The organism is Leptospira inadai serovar Lyme str. 10, from assembly GCF_000243675.2.
Lineage (GTDB): Bacteria > Spirochaetota > Leptospiria > Leptospirales > Leptospiraceae > Leptospira_B > Leptospira_B inadai.
Map to the genome: position 1 here is coordinate 281037 of NZ_AHMM02000024.1, position 17473 is coordinate 298509.

At 43.6% G+C, this 17473-nt stretch carries 12 protein-coding genes; 3 read left to right on the top strand and 9 right to left on the bottom strand.

All coding sequences use genetic code 11. From position 1 onward, the window contains the following. Positions 1-32 precede the first annotated feature (32 nt). From LEP1GSC047_RS15165 to LEP1GSC047_RS15175, 3 genes are all read right to left on the bottom strand, one after another. Positions 33-1061, bottom strand: coding sequence for a FecR domain-containing protein (locus LEP1GSC047_RS15165; protein ID WP_010409870.1), 1029 nt, complete (start codon positions 1059-1061; stop codon positions 33-35). A 33-nt stretch (positions 1062-1094) separates the two neighbouring features. Then, positions 1095-1619 (bottom strand): RNA polymerase sigma factor, encoded by a 525-nt coding sequence (locus LEP1GSC047_RS15170; protein ID WP_020988912.1) that lies wholly within the window; start codon positions 1617-1619, stop codon positions 1095-1097. Positions 1620-1788: 169 nt separating this feature from the next. Further along, a complete protein-coding gene (locus LEP1GSC047_RS15175; protein WP_010409874.1) occupies positions 1789-2541 on the bottom strand; it encodes a DUF547 domain-containing protein in 753 nt (250 codons plus the stop codon). Positions 2542-2689: 148 nt separating this feature from the next. Between LEP1GSC047_RS15175 and LEP1GSC047_RS15180 the strand changes: the two genes are divergently transcribed. Continuing rightward, entirely contained in the window at positions 2690-2998 is a 309-nt protein-coding gene (locus LEP1GSC047_RS15180; protein ID WP_010409876.1) for a hypothetical protein, read from the top strand. 79 nt (positions 2999-3077) lie between these two features. On the opposite strand, the gene LEP1GSC047_RS15185 is transcribed toward LEP1GSC047_RS15180, so the two are convergent. The 4 genes from LEP1GSC047_RS15185 to LEP1GSC047_RS15205 all read right to left on the bottom strand — a co-directional run bounded on the left by LEP1GSC047_RS15185 (position 3078) and on the right by LEP1GSC047_RS15205 (position 8020). Further along, positions 3078-3356: a TIGR04454 family lipoprotein gene (locus LEP1GSC047_RS15185; RefSeq protein WP_010409878.1), complete on the bottom strand. Its 279-nt coding sequence runs from the start codon at positions 3354-3356 to the stop codon at positions 3078-3080. A gap of 74 nt (positions 3357-3430) precedes the next feature. Continuing rightward, positions 3431-5332: a glycoside hydrolase family 5 protein gene (locus LEP1GSC047_RS15190; RefSeq protein WP_010409880.1), complete on the bottom strand. Its 1902-nt coding sequence runs from the start codon at positions 5330-5332 to the stop codon at positions 3431-3433. A 6-nt stretch (positions 5333-5338) separates the two neighbouring features. Further along, entirely contained in the window at positions 5339-6220 is an 882-nt protein-coding gene (locus LEP1GSC047_RS15195) for a patatin-like phospholipase family protein (protein WP_010409882.1), read from the bottom strand. 582 nt (positions 6221-6802) lie between these two features. Then, a complete protein-coding gene (locus tag LEP1GSC047_RS15205; protein ID WP_039935192.1) occupies positions 6803-8020 on the bottom strand; it encodes an MFS transporter in 1218 nt (405 codons plus the stop codon). Between the two features lie 145 nt (positions 8021-8165). Between LEP1GSC047_RS15205 and LEP1GSC047_RS15210 the strand changes: the two genes are divergently transcribed. Together LEP1GSC047_RS15210 and LEP1GSC047_RS15215 are read left to right on the top strand one after the other, a co-directional pair. Next, positions 8166-9443, top strand: a complete 1278-nt coding sequence (locus LEP1GSC047_RS15210) for an acetyl-CoA hydrolase/transferase family protein (protein ID WP_010409888.1) — start codon at positions 8166-8168, stop codon at positions 9441-9443. Between the two features lie 163 nt (positions 9444-9606). Beyond that, on the top strand, positions 9607-10716 hold the full coding sequence (locus tag LEP1GSC047_RS15215) for a GGDEF domain-containing protein (RefSeq protein ID WP_010409890.1): 1110 nt from the start codon (positions 9607-9609) through the stop codon (positions 10714-10716). Here the strand turns inward: LEP1GSC047_RS15215 and LEP1GSC047_RS15220 are convergent. Beyond that, complete coding sequence (locus LEP1GSC047_RS15220) at positions 10713-12107, bottom strand: high affinity choline transporter 1 (protein WP_010409893.1); 1395 nt, start codon at positions 12105-12107, stop codon at positions 10713-10715. The two genes, LEP1GSC047_RS15215 and LEP1GSC047_RS15220, sit on opposite strands and share 4 nt — an antisense overlap. 86 nt (positions 12108-12193) lie before the next feature. Then, the gene (locus tag LEP1GSC047_RS15225) at positions 12194-17470 is read right to left on the bottom strand and encodes a trifunctional serine/threonine-protein kinase/ATP-binding protein/SpoIIE family protein phosphatase (RefSeq protein WP_010409895.1); all 5277 of its coding nucleotides are present in this window, start codon (positions 17468-17470) and stop codon (positions 12194-12196) included. Positions 17471-17473 lie beyond the last annotated feature (3 nt).

Here is a 17473-nt window from a genome sequence, read left to right on the forward strand (position 1 = left end):
GGAAATTACCCCGTGTCAAAAATAATTCTTATTTACCGAACTTGAATCACTTCCTGAACACTATCTCTAGGAATCCGAATTTCCTTTTGGAGCGTCTGAAGATATAGAAAATCTCCATCCATATCGATGATGACTCCTTCTAACGAAGATCTATCAGTCAAAACTACTCTCTCAAATCTTTGGTATTCCTTAAAAAGTTCGTCCTTTGTCGAAAACGATTTAGTAGTGTCCCGAGGAATCTCTTCCACCTTCAGCCGCGTAAATTCCTCGCTTAGCTCAGTTAACTCGGAGGAAGTTAGGAAGGATCTCTGGAAGCCTTTAGAATTTAGACGAATCCTCTGACCAGGTTCCAACACCTGTTCACCCTTATCTGCTTCGCTACCTCGGATAGCGGCTACCCTACCTTCTAACACTGAAACCTGGGTTCCAAACTGAGCACTTTCCGTTATCGAAAATTTCGTACCCCTAACTTCAACAATTCCGTTCGAAGTAAGAATTTTAAAATCCTCTTTTTTTAGATTCTTGTGAATGTGTGCGAGAAGTTTTCCCGAATGCAATCGAAACGTTTTCTTTTGGTCGTCCACTACCTCAAAGTCGGTCTCAGGATCCAAAAGTATCGCTTCCCCCCTCGCGACTGAAAGAGAAACGTTCGAATTCCGATCAGTAGATAGAACTTGTCCTTTCCCTACATTCTCACCTTCGTTAAGAGCTAAACGATCATTTGAACCAGCGGCAGAAAGATACACTTTACCGTTTATCCGGACTACAAGAATAGAAGAGTCCGTAGACGTTTGCTTGAGAGCTTTCCCAGTTTTAAAAAGAAAAAGTAACGGAGCAATAAGAATAAAGGCCGCTGCAAGAAAATACCAGACTTTATACCTAAATATTCTTATGTTTGTCGCTCCCGCCTTTTTGTAAATTTCTTCGAAAGAAGAATTTGTGAGAGGTTGGTTTCCCCAAGATTTGGCGATAAGAGAATTCAACATATCGATCGACGGAGTTAAATCATTTGCTCCACCTTCAATCGCTTCCCTTATTCTTTTTTCCAACTCTTCGTCCATTCTCTCCAACTCTTTCTCTCTAATATCTGCGCATCATGCTCCAGGAAGTATTTGACGTTCCTTTGCAATTTCTAAAAGCTTCCCAGTAGCCCGAACGACCAAACGTGATGCTGTAGCAACGGAAATCCCCATTACTTCGGCAATATCAGTTAACGTATAATTTTCAATATTCTTTAAAACGATCGCATATCTCTCGTCCTCTTGAAGTGCACCAAGGCAATCCTTGAGCCTTGCTTCCAAGTCGGAGAGTTCCGCTTTACGAACAAATGTCGGACCTTCTTCCCGAAAGACTCCCATATCCTCCGTTCCAGCTTCCCGTACGGTGGAAAATTTCTTTGCATGGTTAATTGAACGATTTCTAGCTATCGTATATAGAAGTTTAAGGGATTGTTCCCGGTTGAGATCAGAATCTGCATACTTCTTAAAGAAGTTAAGGAAAGTATCCTGCATTAGGTCAGAGGCAATCTCCGGATTTCCGGTATATTTATATAGGAAATCAAAAATTCTCCCACTGGACTCCCGATAAAGGGTTTCCATAAAATCTTTCCGGGACTCCATTCAGCAATAATCCTAGCTGGAAAACCTAATTCAAGTCATTTCCGAGCCCAACAGGCGTTTGCTCCTTTTCCGATCTCTTTCACCTCCAGTGTTTTTATGCGTTCAATTTTTTTAACACCTAAGGAAAAAGCTTTTTCCAAGAAGAGGAAGTTTTTCTAAAAAAAATCGCCTAAGGAATCTTATTTAAGCTCCAGTCGTACTCTTTAAATTTGATCGAAGTTTCAGGGGGAATTGCTGATCCGCTATTTTTATTATAAAAGTCGATCAGGCTGCCTCCATCCCGAGTGAAATCCTCTTTGAACCAATCGAAGATTTTGCAGAGATAAAGAGTTTTCTGCGGGAAATCGTAATAGTTCCTACTAGAGTCCTTCAAAAAAGCCTTGGAAATCTTGCTCAGCTGGTCTTTGACTTGGTCCGATTTGAATGATTCGTTCAGAAGAGGAGGACACCCCACGGAGGCACAGTTTATAGCAATATGGATTCGAGGTTCCTTAAAATCCTTTCGAAGCTTTTCGTGTTCGATCCAGTCTAAGTTCCTACGCTCCCCCAGCAGTTCGAAAAATTCCCGCTTCCACGGACTTGAAAGTAGACTTCCGATCTCCTTAATGCTTTTTACGGGAAAATGATCTAAGATCAGTTTTACGGTAAATGCATTATAGGCGTTTAAGAGGAAGGTAAGCTTTTCCGACTCATTGAATTTAGAATATTCGGCCGGAGTTACCGAACTTAAATTCTTCAGATAGGTATCCAGAGATGAAATGTCTTTCTTAAATGCGACATAATCTACGAGCCCCTTTCTCACATGCTTCTTTAGCAAAGTATCCCAGTCAGCGTGTTTATGATCGAAAGCAGAGAGGCTCAAAGGAAGAAAAGAAACAATCAGCAAAATACAATAAGGTAGAAATCTTTGCACAAATATCATACGGATTTCCTCGCTTTGGAAATAGATCCTTCTGGACTCGAAGAAAACTACTTTTTTTGGAAAAAGTCTACGGTTTCTGGTACAAGAAAATCCATCAAGAAAAAGAGGTCTCGAATAAAATGACCGATATTGTATACGAAACGACTCGATGACATCCCTAAACGCAAAATTCGGCTTGTTACTTATTGTAATTCTTCTTCTGGACTTCGAGCAAGTCGGATCTTCCCCTACGAATGTCTTTCCCAAAGAACCGTCCGAATCAAAACCGCTAGTACGAGTTCTCCCTGCCTTTAGGAAGGAAGAATGCGACTGGGCAATCCGCTGGGACATCTGTTTAAAATGTATTAAAAACGGAATTCGGTATGCGCAAAGAATTCATTTCTTTCCATCGGGGCCCTATCGAGAGCACGGCTGTTATACGGAAGAAAGAGGATTTTTTCTTTTGGAAGAAGATTAGAAATATATGTGAAAGAGAAAAGATAAAAACCCAGGAACCCTCCGGTCGTAGGGAGGGCCCTAGATATTTGAAATAGAACTTATTTCTTACAGACTGCGAGGGCTTGGATATCCTTCGCCGACTTAAGACAACTTAATTCATACTTACCCGACATACATTCCTTAAGCAACATAGGGGCAAGAGAAGGACGAAGCGAATTTAATTTCTCGATTTCTTCAGTCGATTTACCTTCGGTAAGATTCTTGAATAAGTCGTTTACTACGGGTTCGCATTCCGCTTGGCTAACCTTCGGGCCGCCACAGGAAACAAGTACTGCGAGGACAAGCGCGGGGAAAATAACGAAGGATAGTTTTTTCATGTAAAACCTCTGCTTTTGGTTCTTTTAAGTAGTTTAAACTTCGCCATTTTACCGCCTCCCCTCCTTCTGGAAAGTTATTTTTTGGACGGCAGAACGGTTATGCCATAATGGGAAATTCCCTTTTCTCCCTTGAATGATAAAAGTCGTCTTTTGGAGTCAAATTTGAACGTTCCAGCGTTCACTAAAACTTCGAATCCTTTTTTATAGTGAATATCCGGTAAGAAAATTTCAGCTCCCGGCAATTCTTCTCCGTCTTTACGGAAAGAATACTTGAACAAGGATTTTTCCATATCAAAGTGGGTAGCTTCCGGAATTCCTTTGGTTCGAATCGGATACGGTCTAGAAAACGCTTGGACGGCTCGTCCTCCGTCGGGGTCGATATCATACGGAGTATCTAGGGAGAAGAGAGATAAATCCTCCTCATTCCATCTGTCGCCCAAACTATGGGTATTATCGGGAGTATAGTTCCATAAAGTATAATGCACAAATTGTTTTTCTAATGGAATCAACATGCGGTCTAGGGCCGATTTTAAGGGTCCATATTCCTTATTTAAAAATGCCGTTCTTCCGTTAAGATCCATAGGAATCCCGGTCTCACCGATAACCGTAGGGCAATTTCCCATTCTCTTCAAAGACATTTCCTTGATCATCCTTACCGTATCTTCATAGGCATATTGAACGGTTCTTTTGCCGAATACCGGTTTTTGTTTAAAAACATGAATCCCGAACCAAGGAATAAAACGTTTAAGCATTAATACGGAAGCGTCGTACCAGTGCGTTGCATTTACAACACCACTTTCTCCTACTTTGCTTTCCTCCTTCCATTCCATTTCCAAGCGAGTAGGATCGCTTTCTATAAAAATGAAAAATCGTTTTTGGACCGATTGAATTCGTTTCTTAAATTGCTTTATAAAAGGAGTCATATACTCGGGAAAGAACTCCACCTTTCTTCCCCGATATTTATAAAAATAATCCGATTTAAGAAGCATCGGAGCGCCGTTAGGATCGTAATCCCAAACTCCGTGATCATGCCAAACGCATCGATTTCCTTTCTTCCAAAGGGGAATCCTATGAGAATTCAATTTCGTTTTTCCGAAGTTGATTCCGGCGAATCCGAGCATATACGAATTATTCGCATTTAAAGATCTACCCTCGGAAAGAAACATCTCTTGAAACGGCGACGTCGTGACGACCTTGCCGAATCCAAATCCGGAAAATTCTCCAAGATTTTTCTTTCCGATCCATCCCGGAGAAGGCTCGTTCAACGAATCGAATCCTATTACATTTTTATACTTTACTAATTTCTTTGCAAGTTTGCAGATAGATTCGAAATAATGTTCCTGGAGGAATTCCTGCGCGTTTTTTCCTCGAATCATCAAATGTGGAGCGAACGTTTTTCCACCGAAAAAAAGGGTAAACATCGTAGCGCACGCGTATTTTTGATAATTCAAAGGCCACGACATCCGTTCGTAATTTCTACCCTGATGATGATGGACGATGGCGGTATCCGAATCCCGAATTTTGCCGATGTCCATCCCGACTTCTTCCAGCGTCCAGCCAGGTGCACCGTCTCCGCCTGTAAACCTTGACCAAACGTCCTGATGGGGATCTATAAAAATATAAAAACCTTTTTTCTCCGCTAGAGCTACCATCCGTTCCACATAATCCAAATAAGCAAGGTCATATTTGCCGGGCCCTTTATGCTCGATCGCTTCCCATGTAACTAAAAATCGTAAAAAATTAAAGCCCCATTTCTTGAGACGATCGAAATGTTCTTTGGCCTGTGCTTCCTCTAGTGGCCTTCCGACAAAAGATACGTTTCTGTGGTCGTAGAAAGTCAGAGTTTGATCGAAGTGCGTAGTTCCATCCGGGCGAAACGGAACTTTCGAGCTCCCGGAAAGATTCACTCCTCTCAATTGAAGTAAGAAGCCTTCCGAATCGTAAAAATTTCCGTTTTGAGCGGTTACTTCCAACATGTTTGCTCAATCTTCCCCGAATTGGACTTTTGCGTCTTCATAACCGCGACTAATCAAATAATCGGCTTGAACTTGCGAGAAATTCAAAATACTTCCGAACCCTAGGGAGGTTCTCGGTCCGATGACTCGAATTTTAATTTCTTCCTTGTCGGCAAAAGAAAAAACCGACTCTTGAAAGAAGCCCTTCTTGCCTCTTCTGCGCTTCTTTCTCTCGTATTGCAGGTTCGACATGACGGTTTGGAAAGAACCGATCAATGATAATTCGAATACCCGTTCTAAGCCTTCTCTTCTGCTTCGCGGCAACGGCATATTAACTCCTCCGACAGGTGAAAGCAAAACCACAACTATATCCGTTGCGCCTCGTTCCACTGCGGGTAAAATCGGAGTATTTGCCATAATACCACCGTCCCAATGGGGTTTTCCATCAACATATTGCCAAGGAAATATAAGTGGGATAGCAGAAGAAGCCATAACGTGCTCAATATCGATATCTTTATTACGAAAGAAAACAAGCTCGGCAGTTAAAATATTAACGGCCGTAATAATGACTTGAATCGAACTTTTCCGAAGATTCCGGAAGTCCAAATGGGAATATAATAGATATTTGAGAGGGGTGGTATCCGCAAGAGGAGAAAATCGCCTAAAAATAAGATCCACAAAATCGTTCCAGATGGAGTATTTCATCACCTTTTGGACTTCAATTGATTTCCAGAGATCGATGATCTCCCTGGCGTTTAGACCGCATCCCATCGCTGTGGCTGTAATAGCTCCTACAGAAGTCCCGCAAACGATGTCCGGCTTGAAGCGAATTTCCTCTAAATATTTCAGGACTCCCGCCTGATATGCTCCCCGAGCCCCGCCGCCAGATAAAATTAAAGCACGCTTCATTCTCGAAGATCCGTTCGCCAGTTTTCTTCTCTACGAGTAAATTTCAAGGCAGAATACTAGCGTTTCGAAATCTTCCGGTATTAAAGGGCGACGATTATTTAGGCGAGGCGGGAAAAACGGAGGATTTCGGAAGAAAGAACTCCCAAAATGTAGGAACTATGACAGCCCATCGGAGTTTTCAAAACCGCAAGCAGAATAATTACGATAAAATTTATCTTTGGACTAAAGAAAAATTAGCAAAATTGAATATTGAGGAACCGAATAAAGGAAACTAAAACCTTCTGAGCGTCTGCATCCTTCGATTTCAAAACGAATCCGAAAATGCCTAGAAGTGACCAATTTCCAGAGCTCAAAAGGCCAGTGGTCTGATGGTATTGCAATAGGTCCCAGAGGGCCTTTGCAAGCGGCTTGGGCTATTGCTCAGCCACCTCACAGGTCATTTTCTTGCTGCAACTATCGCTACTCAACTAAACCACCTCCTTTTACGTGTAGCCAGAACGTATTCTGTCTCATAAAAAAGTCAAGAAATGTCCGAAATTTTTTACGAAATTCCCGACAAGTTGGTACAAGGTCGGTGATATTTTAGGAAACGATCTTAACCTTGCGAGAAAGATAAAGTCCGATCAAATTGAAACCGACGGCCAAATAACCGACGATATCAAACCTCTCGAAGGATCCGTCAGGAAGTGTGACCAAGACAAATCCGGCGATCGTTGCACCCAACCCTGTTGCGATACTTTGCAAACCGGAACTTACCGACATGAAACTTCCCCGCAATTCCGGACGAACAGCCGACGTCATCAATGCCATAGCGGGAATGATACGACCCGATACCAAAACCATAAAGCTAGTGGTCACCATAAGTGCAACAGGCAGAGGGACCTTTGGCAAATGAGTGAGCACGATAATCGGAACAATTGCTATCAGAACCATGTTTAGAAAAACTTTATGTTTCCCGTATTTGTCCGCCATAATTCCGACAAATCGCGAAGAAAAGAAAGTGCAAAGTCCCCCGATCAAATATATCAGTTGAACGTCTTGCTTTGAAAATCCCACATTCCTTTCCATGTATACCGCAATCGAAGTGACTACCACGAACCCGCCTAGAATGACCGACATGAAAAAGAGAATCGCCTTAATGTGATTCCTATCGGATAAAACCGCATACAATTGCGAGAAATCCAATGCTCGTGCTTTGGCCTGCTTTGATGGGATACTCGGTAAATAAAAGATTGCGCTTAACAAGATCGGCAGACTTAGAGAAACCACGAATCCGAAACTGTAGTTCCAAGAAAATTTGTTGGCGATCCAAAGCCCGATTGGAACTCCCGCAACTGACGCGACCGAGAATGCGCCCATTACGGCACCCATAGCGCGACCTCGTCTTTCGATCGGGAAAACGTCGCCGATAATCGAAAGAATAATTCCGCCTATCATTCCGCCGAAAGTCCCCGCAATGATTCTTGCCGTTAAAAGGAAATAGAAAGAATCGGCAACAGCACAAAGAATCGTTCCGAAAATGAAACCTGTATACAGAAATATCGCCGCAGATTTTCGATTAAACCGATCGATGAAGTTCGCCCCCAATAACGCGGCGGCGGCAGCGGCATACGAATAAGATGCGAGAACGAATGAAAATACCGCCGTATCAATTCCGAATTGTTTTAAAAAATAATCCTGTAACGGAAACATAATCATAAAGTCCATGATGTGTGTGAACTGAATGCTAGCTAAAAGAAAGATCAAAAACGGTTCACTGAGAGCGGCTTTTGGACGGGCGATAGTAGAGGTTGACTCCATACTTACCAGGCTTTAGAAAGTAAAAAAGAAAGGGAGAAAATTTTACTTTCTGACAGTTTCGCCCGATAAAAAATCCTTTTTTTAGAATATACTTTGCGGCGAGACCTAAAAGTTAGAATTTAGTCTAGTCGACCTTTTTCATACTATGAACATAAAATTCACCGCAGCAGACCAAGCCGTTTCGTTGATCCAATCTTATAATCGCGTCTTTATTCATAGCGTTTTTGCCGCTCCTCCTCTCCTGATCGAAGCAATGTCAAAAAGAGCTAGCGAGCTCAAGGACGTAGAAGTCGTCCACATTCACACGGAAGGTTCGGTTCCGTACGCAATGCCTGGCAACGAAGCAAGTTTTAGAACGAACGCTCTTTTTGTAGGTCCGAATATGCGGAAGGCAGTGGAAGAAGGGCGCGCCGACTATGTTCCCGTTTTCTTAAGTGAATGTCCGGCCCTATTTCGAAAAGGAATTCTTCCTATAGATGTCGCATTGATTTCCGTTTCTCCACCTGACAAACACGGATTTTGTTCTTTAGGAGTTTCGGTCGATATCGCAAAAGCGGCAGTCGATACCGCTAAAAAAGTTATTGCCCAGGTAAATCGCAATATGCCTCGAACGCATGGCGACGGAATTTTACACGTAAGTAAAATCGACGCTTTCGTCCAAGGTGATACTCCGCTGTTAGAAGCCCCGGCAACGGTGCCGAACGAAGTGGAAACCAACATAGGTAGATATATCGCCGGATTGGTAGAAGACGGCGCGACATTACAAATGGGCATAGGCGCGATCCCTAATGCAGTATTAACGTTCTTAACGAATCACAAAAACTTAGGAATTCATACCGAAATGTTTTCGGATGGAGCAATACCCCTGATTGAAAGCGGCGTCGTAAACGGTACCCGAAAGAAAACTCATCCGGGTAAAATCGTTTCCGGTTTCGTCATGGGAACGAGAAAACTCTACGATTTCATCGACGATAATCCCGAAGTAGTTCTGTTAGATATCGAGTACGTAAACGATACATCGGTGATTCGTAAAAACCCGAAAGTAACGGCTATCAATTCCGCAATCGAAGTCGATTTAACCGGACAAATTTGCGCGGACTCGATCGGAACCAGGCAGTTTTCGGGAGTGGGTGGACAAATGGACTTTATTCGAGGAGCTTCCCTTTCCGAAGGTGGAAAGCCGATCGTTGCTTTGCCTTCCTCCACTTCCAAAGGAGAATCCAGGATAGTCACGATGTTGAAGCCCGGAGCAAGCGTAACGACTACCCGTGCTCATGTGCATTATATCGTTACCGAGTACGGGGTGGCCGATCTCTATGGAAAAAATTTAAGACAAAGAGCGAACGAGTTAATAAGAATCGCGCATCCCGATCACCGTGAATCCCTGGAGAAGCAAGCCGCCGAAAGATTTCGCGGGTTTTAGAGAGCTTTTGACAAAAATCAAAACGACTCATGACGAGAAGAAAGTATAATTTCTTTCCGAACTATCCGCAACTTTCATTATGAAAAAAATTATGAATTAATATCATTACGTACGAAAGATCGTATGATCCGTTTCATTATTCCGTCTACCAAAGTAATTGGATATGAAACTCTGGGATTATATTAACGAAGATTTTTTAAGAGCAAAATCCTCTCAAATTCGGGAAATCCGAGCCTTAGATAACGGGAAAACAGTTAGAGTACTCTGCGTTTCTTCCATTCTGATCTCCTTACTTTTAATCGTTCAAAACGTAGTTTCTCCCGGGTTGCCCGAGGGAAGCATTATCAAGCTCTTGTATATTGTTTCGTTCACTAGTGTGGCAGTTATTTCGTTTATATGTTATTTGTTTCTAACGTTTATCGCAAATCCTCATATCATCAGGATGTTAACGAATTTTTACGGCTTTACCGCCACCCTCATGACGACTACTCTCACCTTGATCGATTTGGCGCATATTAAGGATTATTCGGCGTATTGCTTCGGCCTGATGACCCTACCCCTTTTTATCCGCGCTAGCCTTGCCACTTACATCGCGATCATAGCCGTCAACTTCACTTGGTTTTTATTCGGATATCATCTAATGCTAAATGAAGAGATCGATTTTAATACTTTAGCCCCAATTATCGCTTTTTCCATCGGCAGCCTTTTTGCTTCCGTCGTAGTGGAAAGGGCAAGGTTAAAGGGAAATTTTCTGCAACTTGAACTGGAAGAATCGAATCGGAACCTTCGGGAACTTTCTCATAAGGATCAGCTCACGGGGTTATACAACCGTCGCCATCTCATGGAAGCGCTTCAAACTATGGTTTCCGCCGCGAATCGATACGATTTTCCGGTCTCCGCCTTATTATTAGATTTAGATCATTTTAAAAAGACGAACGATTCCTTCGGACACCAGGTAGGAGACCGATTGCTCGCAAGAATCGGCGGCTTATTATTCGGCCTGGTTAGAGATTGCGATATAGCAGCCCGATACGGTGGAGAAGAATTTTGCATAATTCTTACGAATACCGCGAAAGACGGGGCGCTCTTCGTTGCCGAGCGAATTCGTAATAGGATCGAGAGCGAAACGTTCGAAGGAATTCCTTGGAACGTGACGGTCAGTATAGGAGTTTCGATGCGGGAGCCGAATCAGTCCGTAGAGGATTTTCTAAGAATAGCGGATGAAAAACTCTACGAATCCAAGTCGGCAGGGCGCAATCGGATCTCGGCTTAAAGTAATTCCTTTTGCTCCAATTTCGCAACCGGAAAAAAAGTTCCGATTAATTGACCTATAAAACTGATCGCCAATCCGAGCAAGGAGGCAGGAAGCCAATCAGGACCCCAAAATTTAAAACCGATCCACGCCGCGGTACCCCAAAACATGGCGAAAATCGCACCCGTTGCAGTCGACCGCTTCCAAAAAAGAGCGGACACAAGCGGAACAAATAATGAAACTAAACTGATCGAAGAAGAATCGGCTACAAGCTGATAAATGTTCGTCTGGCTCAAAGCCATTACCGTCGAAACCGCAGTGACCAATAATACAGAAAATCGTAATACTTTTAATAATCTAGCTTCTGCGGTGTCTTTAAGAAGAGGGCGAATCAAATTTTCTCCTAAGACGGTTGCCGGTGCAAGAATAGCTCCGGACGCTGTACTCAGAATTGCGGAAAGTAATGCGCCGAAAAAAAGAATTTGAATCAGAAGTGACGAATGGATTAGCACGACCTGCGGGAGGATCATTTGACTGTCTCCGAACGCAATATCCGGATAAACTTTTCTCGCAAAGTACCCGGCTAAAAGCGGTAGAAAAGCTACGGTTAAATACATGACCGCTCCTAAATAGGAACTATAGACTGCAACCTTTTCCGATTTGGACGACATGACTCTCTGAAAAATATCCTGTTGCGGAATAGACCCTAAGCCTATAGTTATCCATGCCGCAATATACGCCAGTACCGCTTTCAATTCGAACGGTGGAAAAAAATTAAAAAAGCCGGGTTGAGAATTGGAAAGAACGGTATCGAAGCCGCCGGCCTTCTCTTTTAAATCCCAAACTAGCACCGCTAATCCGACTACGATCAAAATCGTTTGGACAAAATCAGTAATGGAGATTGCCCACATTCCTCCTACGTACGTGTAAATCAATACTACGATCGACGCGAGCAAGATTCCGACGTACATTTCGAAACCGAACAGCGAATTGATGACGATCCCCATAGCGACTAGCTGAGCCGCAATCCATCCGAAATAGGAAGGAATCATGAACAACGCGGACAGAAATTCGATTTTCTTCCCGAACCGATTTCGATACAAATCTCCGAAGGTAAGGATGTTCATTCTATATAAAGGTCGGGCAAAAAATAATCCCACTAGAGAGAGACAGAGTGCAGCTCCGAACGGATCTTCGATAACCGCTAAAATCCCGCCTTCCACGAATTTGGAAGAAGCCCCCATCAACGTTTCGGACCCGAACCAGGTCGCAAATAATGCGGAAGACGCGAGAAAAAGAGGTAATCGTCTACCTGCTAAAACGTAATCCTTGGAACTTCTTACGAATCTTGAGGAGATCGCTCCTACCAGCAGCGTGATAAGAATGTAGAATATAACAAAAAAACCTAACAATTTTTAGATAGCCCTCCGTAAGCCCCTTCGCCTCGCCGTTCGTGGCAAGAATCGGTTTTACGTTTTAAATTATCGAGTTTAAATCGCTACTCGATATTCAGGATGATAAGCGTAATATCGTCTTGGACAGGAGTTCCTCGAAGGAATTCATATACGCAAGCGATGATTTTCTCCGCCTGCCGATCCGGATCGAATTGCCTCGTGGATAAAACCGAATTTCGGAATCGATCCTCTCCGTACTCGATTTTATCGGAATCGAATTGTTCGAAAATTCCGTCGGAAAATAAATAGAGTCTGTCTCCTGACTGGATACCGAATTCGCTGTTTTTGTAAGGATAATCTTTAACAAACCCTAATATAGCCCCCGTTTTAGGTAGGTCTCTCGTTTCTCCGTCCCGAAGTAAATATTGAGAAAGGTGACCGGCAGACGCATATTTTAATTTCATCTCATTCAAGTCTAAGTCGGTCAATGTCGCGGTAAAATACAGAGTTTTATATTTGGTTAGGATCGCGTTATTTAATTCGGATAACAGCTCTCCGGGATCATCGAATTTGAACTTAAGATTCTCGTATTCTCCTTTGATTGCCATCGTAATCAACGCGGCTTGGACTCCATGCCCTGTTGCGTCCGCTAAGAAGAATCTGTATTTACCGTCCTTGACGACGGATAAGTCGTAAAAATCTCCTCCAACCTCGTCCATCGGTAAATAGCTGACCGAGTATCGTAAACCCGGTATCGTGAAATGCTCGGGGAGAATACTTCGTTGAATCCTCTTCGAATATAACATATCCTTCCGGATGATTTCTAAAGACCTTGCCAGTTCGTCGGTTCTCTCCGCGACTTTTTGTTCCAATTCCGAATTCATGGAGGTGATATCTTCGTAAAGCTTTGCGTTCTCCAAAGAAATTGCCGCCTGCGCGGAAAGAATTTCCAAAATTTCCAATCTATGTTGGTCGAAGATTCCGGAGGTCAGACGATTTTCCAAATAAAGAACGCAGAGAATTCTACCTTGTTTCGTGATCGGCATACACAATAGCGATTTAGGCTTGCTTCGTCTAACGTACGGGTTTACGGAATATAAAGGATCTTTCGAAGCGTCTGCTAGTAAGATTCTTTGCCCCGATCTAAAGCAGTAATAAACGACTTCCGTCGGCAATAGGTGAGCAGCATCATCCAAGGTCATCGGCTTAGGTAGAAAGCCGGGCTCTTCGATGTCGGATCCGGCTCGCAAGTATAACTCTCTACCGTCCGGAAGCACCAAAAAGCCTCTAGTCGCCGCGGCACTTTCCATGATCGTTCGAACCAGTTGCCGCAGGAGTTCGCCTAGCTCGATCACTCCCGAAATGCTTTGAGAGGCTTTCAAAACCGTTCGCAAATCAAGATTATAGCTGGTGGCAAGTATGGAATCGGATAGTACTCGTTCCAACGAATGTTTGCCTGTCGAAGAAGCTCGGAGCACTTCCTCGAATTCTTCCTTTAGGGACTCTACGAGAGATTTCGCTCCCCAGTAACCGTAAAGTCGAAGGGAATTTTGCAGAAGAAACTTCCCGTACGAAAGACGATCCCTTCTTATATTCCATCGAGCCGCATGCTCAAAGACGACCGCTTTTCGCAGGTCGCTGCTTTCATACTCGGCCTCCTTAATCGCATTTTCATAATAAACGCTAGCCGCGTCCTCCTTGCCTTGGAATTCCGCAATTTCCGCCTTTAATACGAAGGCATAAGCGCTAAACGAAGTCGGATAAATTTTTTGCCATCGAGAAAAAAGGGATCGGGAATTCCTGATAAAAAGTCTTTCGGAGAACCTTAATTTTCGGCCAGAATCCGAAAATTTAAGCAACAACATGGATTTATAAAATCTATATTCCGAATATAGGAATAGAATTCTGGATTTTTCCACATCTTCCTTATATTTATCCAGGATACGCTCGGCTTCATTATAATTTCTGGATAAATATGCCGAAGTTCCGATAAGAGTCGCGTACCATGAATTCGCGGTACCGTTGCCGGCGGGAAAGAGAACCGAATCTTCGAAGTTTTTATGACTCAGTACCGATTCTTTGAATCGTATCGATTCCGTTGTCTTTCCCTCGATGCGATCCAAGTAAGATTCGGAAGTATATAAAAATATATTCAAAATATCGTAATTGAGTTTCGATCCTCTCTCTATGTTTTCCCGAATCTTCTCCCTATAAGAATAGGAGTTTTCCGCCGAATAAAGTTGATACATATTCTGGGAAAAAAGCGCGTACCCGGCCCATAAATAGTCCCCATGCTGCAGGCATTTATGATATGATTCTTCGGCAAAATCCGCGATAGCGCGAAAAGGATGCTTAAAATAATCCAGTAAGATCGTGCGACCGAAAATATATCTTCCGTAAAGGTGATCCGCATCAAAGCGCTCCAAAATCCCCTCTGCCAATCGCCAATATCGCAAGGACAACTCGAAGTTTCCGGTTCCGGCTAGGATTACGGAACCGAATCCGGCATATCCGAAAAAACTAGAAGGAGAATTTCCTTCCTTAAGAGTTAGATTAATAAGTTTTAAATATAGATACGCCATAACGGTGGCGTCCATATGCTTTCCATAATTAAGTAAATTAACGATAATGTTAACCGCTTCGACTTTATGCGGGTCCTTATTTTCTTTTGCGTTGATGAGTTTTTCGGGACTCCTTCCTCTACCGTAAACGATCATCTTTAGAAACTCGAATAGGAGCCCCGCTATTCCGGGTTTACCTCTAAACCGAATCCCTAGACATTCCAAAGCGTCGACACCGATTTTATATGCGGATTCGAGGTCGTTAAAGACGTTCATGACCTCCAACTGCATTAAATATACGTCGACTTTCTCGATCGGACTCTCGGCCTTCGCCAATAATTCCGCAACGATTTCCTCCGCCTCCTCCCTCTTGGAAAGATAATAGGCGGATTCCGCCAACGATTTCATAATGTTAAACGAAGTTCTTCTATCGGATCGCCGATGGTTTTTCCTTAAAAGAGATGAAAGAAGCCCGAATATCGAATAAGCCGATTCGTAAGCCGCCGAGGCTTTTGCCGCGTTTCCCGCTAGGACCGTGTAATGAAAGAAATCCTCGCTCCCCTCTTCGTCTTCGCGCAACTCTTGAGATCGAACGAGATGACTCGCGATCTCGAGAACCAACGCCCCGTTACCGTTCTCTTTTTCTCGTTCGATTAGAATACGCGCGATTCGCTTATGGATTATACCGCGCTCGATCGGCTCGGTAGCATCCGAAATCCCCTGGCTCATTCTATCGTGAGAGAAACGAAACTGTACTTCGGATAACGAAGAAAGAAGTCCCGATTCTTCGATTTTCCCTTGAGAAATATATTGCAACGCCGGAAATAACATCGTTCCCGATTCGTGATAAAATAAAATGCCTTCCTTTACGCTCTCTCGAATTCCGCGCGCGAGCAGGTCCGGCTTATCCTTAAAAAAATCGTACAATATTCTAAGATCGAACTTCGCACCGATACATGCACCCACTCGTAATACGAGGGCCGTCTCTTCCGGAAGTCGCGCAATTCTTTCGAAAACAAGATCGAGAACGTTTTCCGTTACGCCTCTTTGAAGAATCCGATCCCATTCAGGAACGTAACGCGATGTAGTCGGGTTGAACGTTAGACAGGAATCCTGAAAAAGAGACTTTAAGAACTGATGTAGGAACAATGGATTACCGTCGGTTTTGGATATCAATATCTCCACCAACTTATCCGCATCGCCCGCATCAATGTACAAGCTATCCGAAACGTACTTGCGAACGCTTTCTCGGCTCAATGGACCCAGTGTTATTTCCCGGACTTCCAGGCCTGGCGCAAGCGACTTCCCCTTTAAAGTGGAGAACTCCCCCTCCTCGATCCGACTAGCCAGAACGAATAGCAAACCTTCCCACTCTTCACTATGCAGAATATATTCGATTAAAGAAACGGACGCAGGATCCGCCCACTGAACGTCGTCCAACAATACGACGGCCGGGTTCTTTTTATCGAAGCATAAGCATAAAAACCGCAGTGCTACCGCAAATAAGGTCTTTTCATCCCTGGCTTTTTTCCGGTCCTTCGCCTTATCGGAAACCCCTAGAAGGTTTACCAGATCGGGTAAAAAATGGGCTAAAATTTCAAAATTTTCACCTAACGTTTCCTTAATATAATTCCGAAGGCGTACTATCTCTTCTTCCTTGCGTTCCAGGATCGTTCGAAGAAGGTCTCCCATCATTTGTCGAAATGCGAAATAGGGAATGCCCCGCTTGTCCTCCTCGAACTTTCCTCGAATCAATTGAACCGAATATATGTCCAAGTAGGAAATCGCATCCTCGACTAAAGTCGTCTTTCCTGTTCCGGATTTTCCGCGCACGACGACGACTCCTCGCTTACCGGAGGTGACTCCGACTACGGCGGATTCGATCGTTTTTCTTTCCTTTTCCCTATCATAAACGCGATCCGAATCGCGAAACCCGGTCCTCTGCTCGTAAACGCCGGGCAGGAATTCGGAAAGCTTTCGCTTTGAACGTAAAGATTCCTTAATATTCTTTAAATCATGAGTTAAGCTTTCAAGCGAGCGATATCGTTCCTCGGGCATTTTTGAAAGCAATTTATCCACGACATCGGAAACGGCTCTGGGTACATCATCCCGCAATTTGGCGAGAGAAACCGGCGATCGAGCAATATGATAATGGATTAATTCTAGGGGATCATCGGAATTGAATGGAGGAACTCCCACTAGGATCTGATAGAACAAAGCCCCCAAGGAATAAGCATCCGAACGGGAATCGACCGCTCGATTTAAGCGTCCGGTATTTTCGGGAGAACAATATGCGAGCAGATCGAAGGTGTAACGCTGAGGGACATACCCTCCTTTATCCGATAGTAAAAGAGAAGCGCCCCCAAGCCATGCCAGTTTAGAGACGCGAGATGTCGGGTCATAAAAAAAGGCCTTGGGAGAGATTTGATTATGAACGATCCCGACCGAATGTAGTTTCAAAAGGTTTTCGGATAATGACAGGGCCATCTCCAAAAATTCCTCTATTTCGATATTAGGACTTCCCGAGAGTCTCTTTTCCAAAAGGCCGAAGGAAACGTTTTCGTAAACCAAGCAGATTCTTTCGGAAACGTCCACCATCATTTCCGGTCGTAAAATTCCGGAATCCGACACTAATTTTCCAAGTTCGAACTCGTTTACGAAATAAAAAGAGGAAGCTTCCTTTGCGTCGGTTTTTTGGACGCGAATAATTTTCGCGTCTCGGACTGGACCGAAAAACCCCCGGTAAGTGATGGAGAAAGAATCCTCATGGATTTGCTCCCCCAACTCGTAGGGAATTTTTTCGGTTTTCGCCTTAGCCATGCG

Bases quoted from the DNA above. Each gene is read 5' to 3' on its own strand.
- LEP1GSC047_RS15210 (WP_010409888.1), top strand. From the start codon at position 8,166: ATGAACATAAAATTCACCGCAGCAGACCAAGCCGTTTCGTTGATCCAA.
- LEP1GSC047_RS15180 (WP_010409876.1), top strand. From the start codon at position 2,690: ATGACATCCCTAAACGCAAAATTCGGCTTGTTACTTATTGTAATTCTT.
- LEP1GSC047_RS15165 (WP_010409870.1), bottom strand. From the start codon at position 1,061: ATGGACGAAGAGTTGGAAAAAAGAATAAGGGAAGCGATTGAAGGTGGA.
- LEP1GSC047_RS15205 (WP_039935192.1), bottom strand. From the start codon at position 8,020: ATGGAGTCAACCTCTACTATCGCCCGTCCAAAAGCCGCTCTCAGTGAA.
- LEP1GSC047_RS15215 (WP_010409890.1), top strand. From the start codon at position 9,607: ATGAAACTCTGGGATTATATTAACGAAGATTTTTTAAGAGCAAAATCC.
- LEP1GSC047_RS15195 (WP_010409882.1), bottom strand. From the start codon at position 6,220: ATGAAGCGTGCTTTAATTTTATCTGGCGGCGGGGCTCGGGGAGCATAT.
- LEP1GSC047_RS15225 (WP_010409895.1), bottom strand. From the start codon at position 17,470: ATGGCTAAGGCGAAAACCGAAAAAATTCCCTACGAGTTGGGGGAGCAA.
- LEP1GSC047_RS15175 (WP_010409874.1), bottom strand. From the start codon at position 2,541: ATGATATTTGTGCAAAGATTTCTACCTTATTGTATTTTGCTGATTGTT.
- LEP1GSC047_RS15185 (WP_010409878.1), bottom strand. From the start codon at position 3,356: ATGAAAAAACTATCCTTCGTTATTTTCCCCGCGCTTGTCCTCGCAGTA.
- LEP1GSC047_RS15190 (WP_010409880.1), bottom strand. From the start codon at position 5,332: ATGTTGGAAGTAACCGCTCAAAACGGAAATTTTTACGATTCGGAAGGC.
- LEP1GSC047_RS15170 (WP_020988912.1), bottom strand. From the start codon at position 1,619: ATGGAGTCCCGGAAAGATTTTATGGAAACCCTTTATCGGGAGTCCAGT.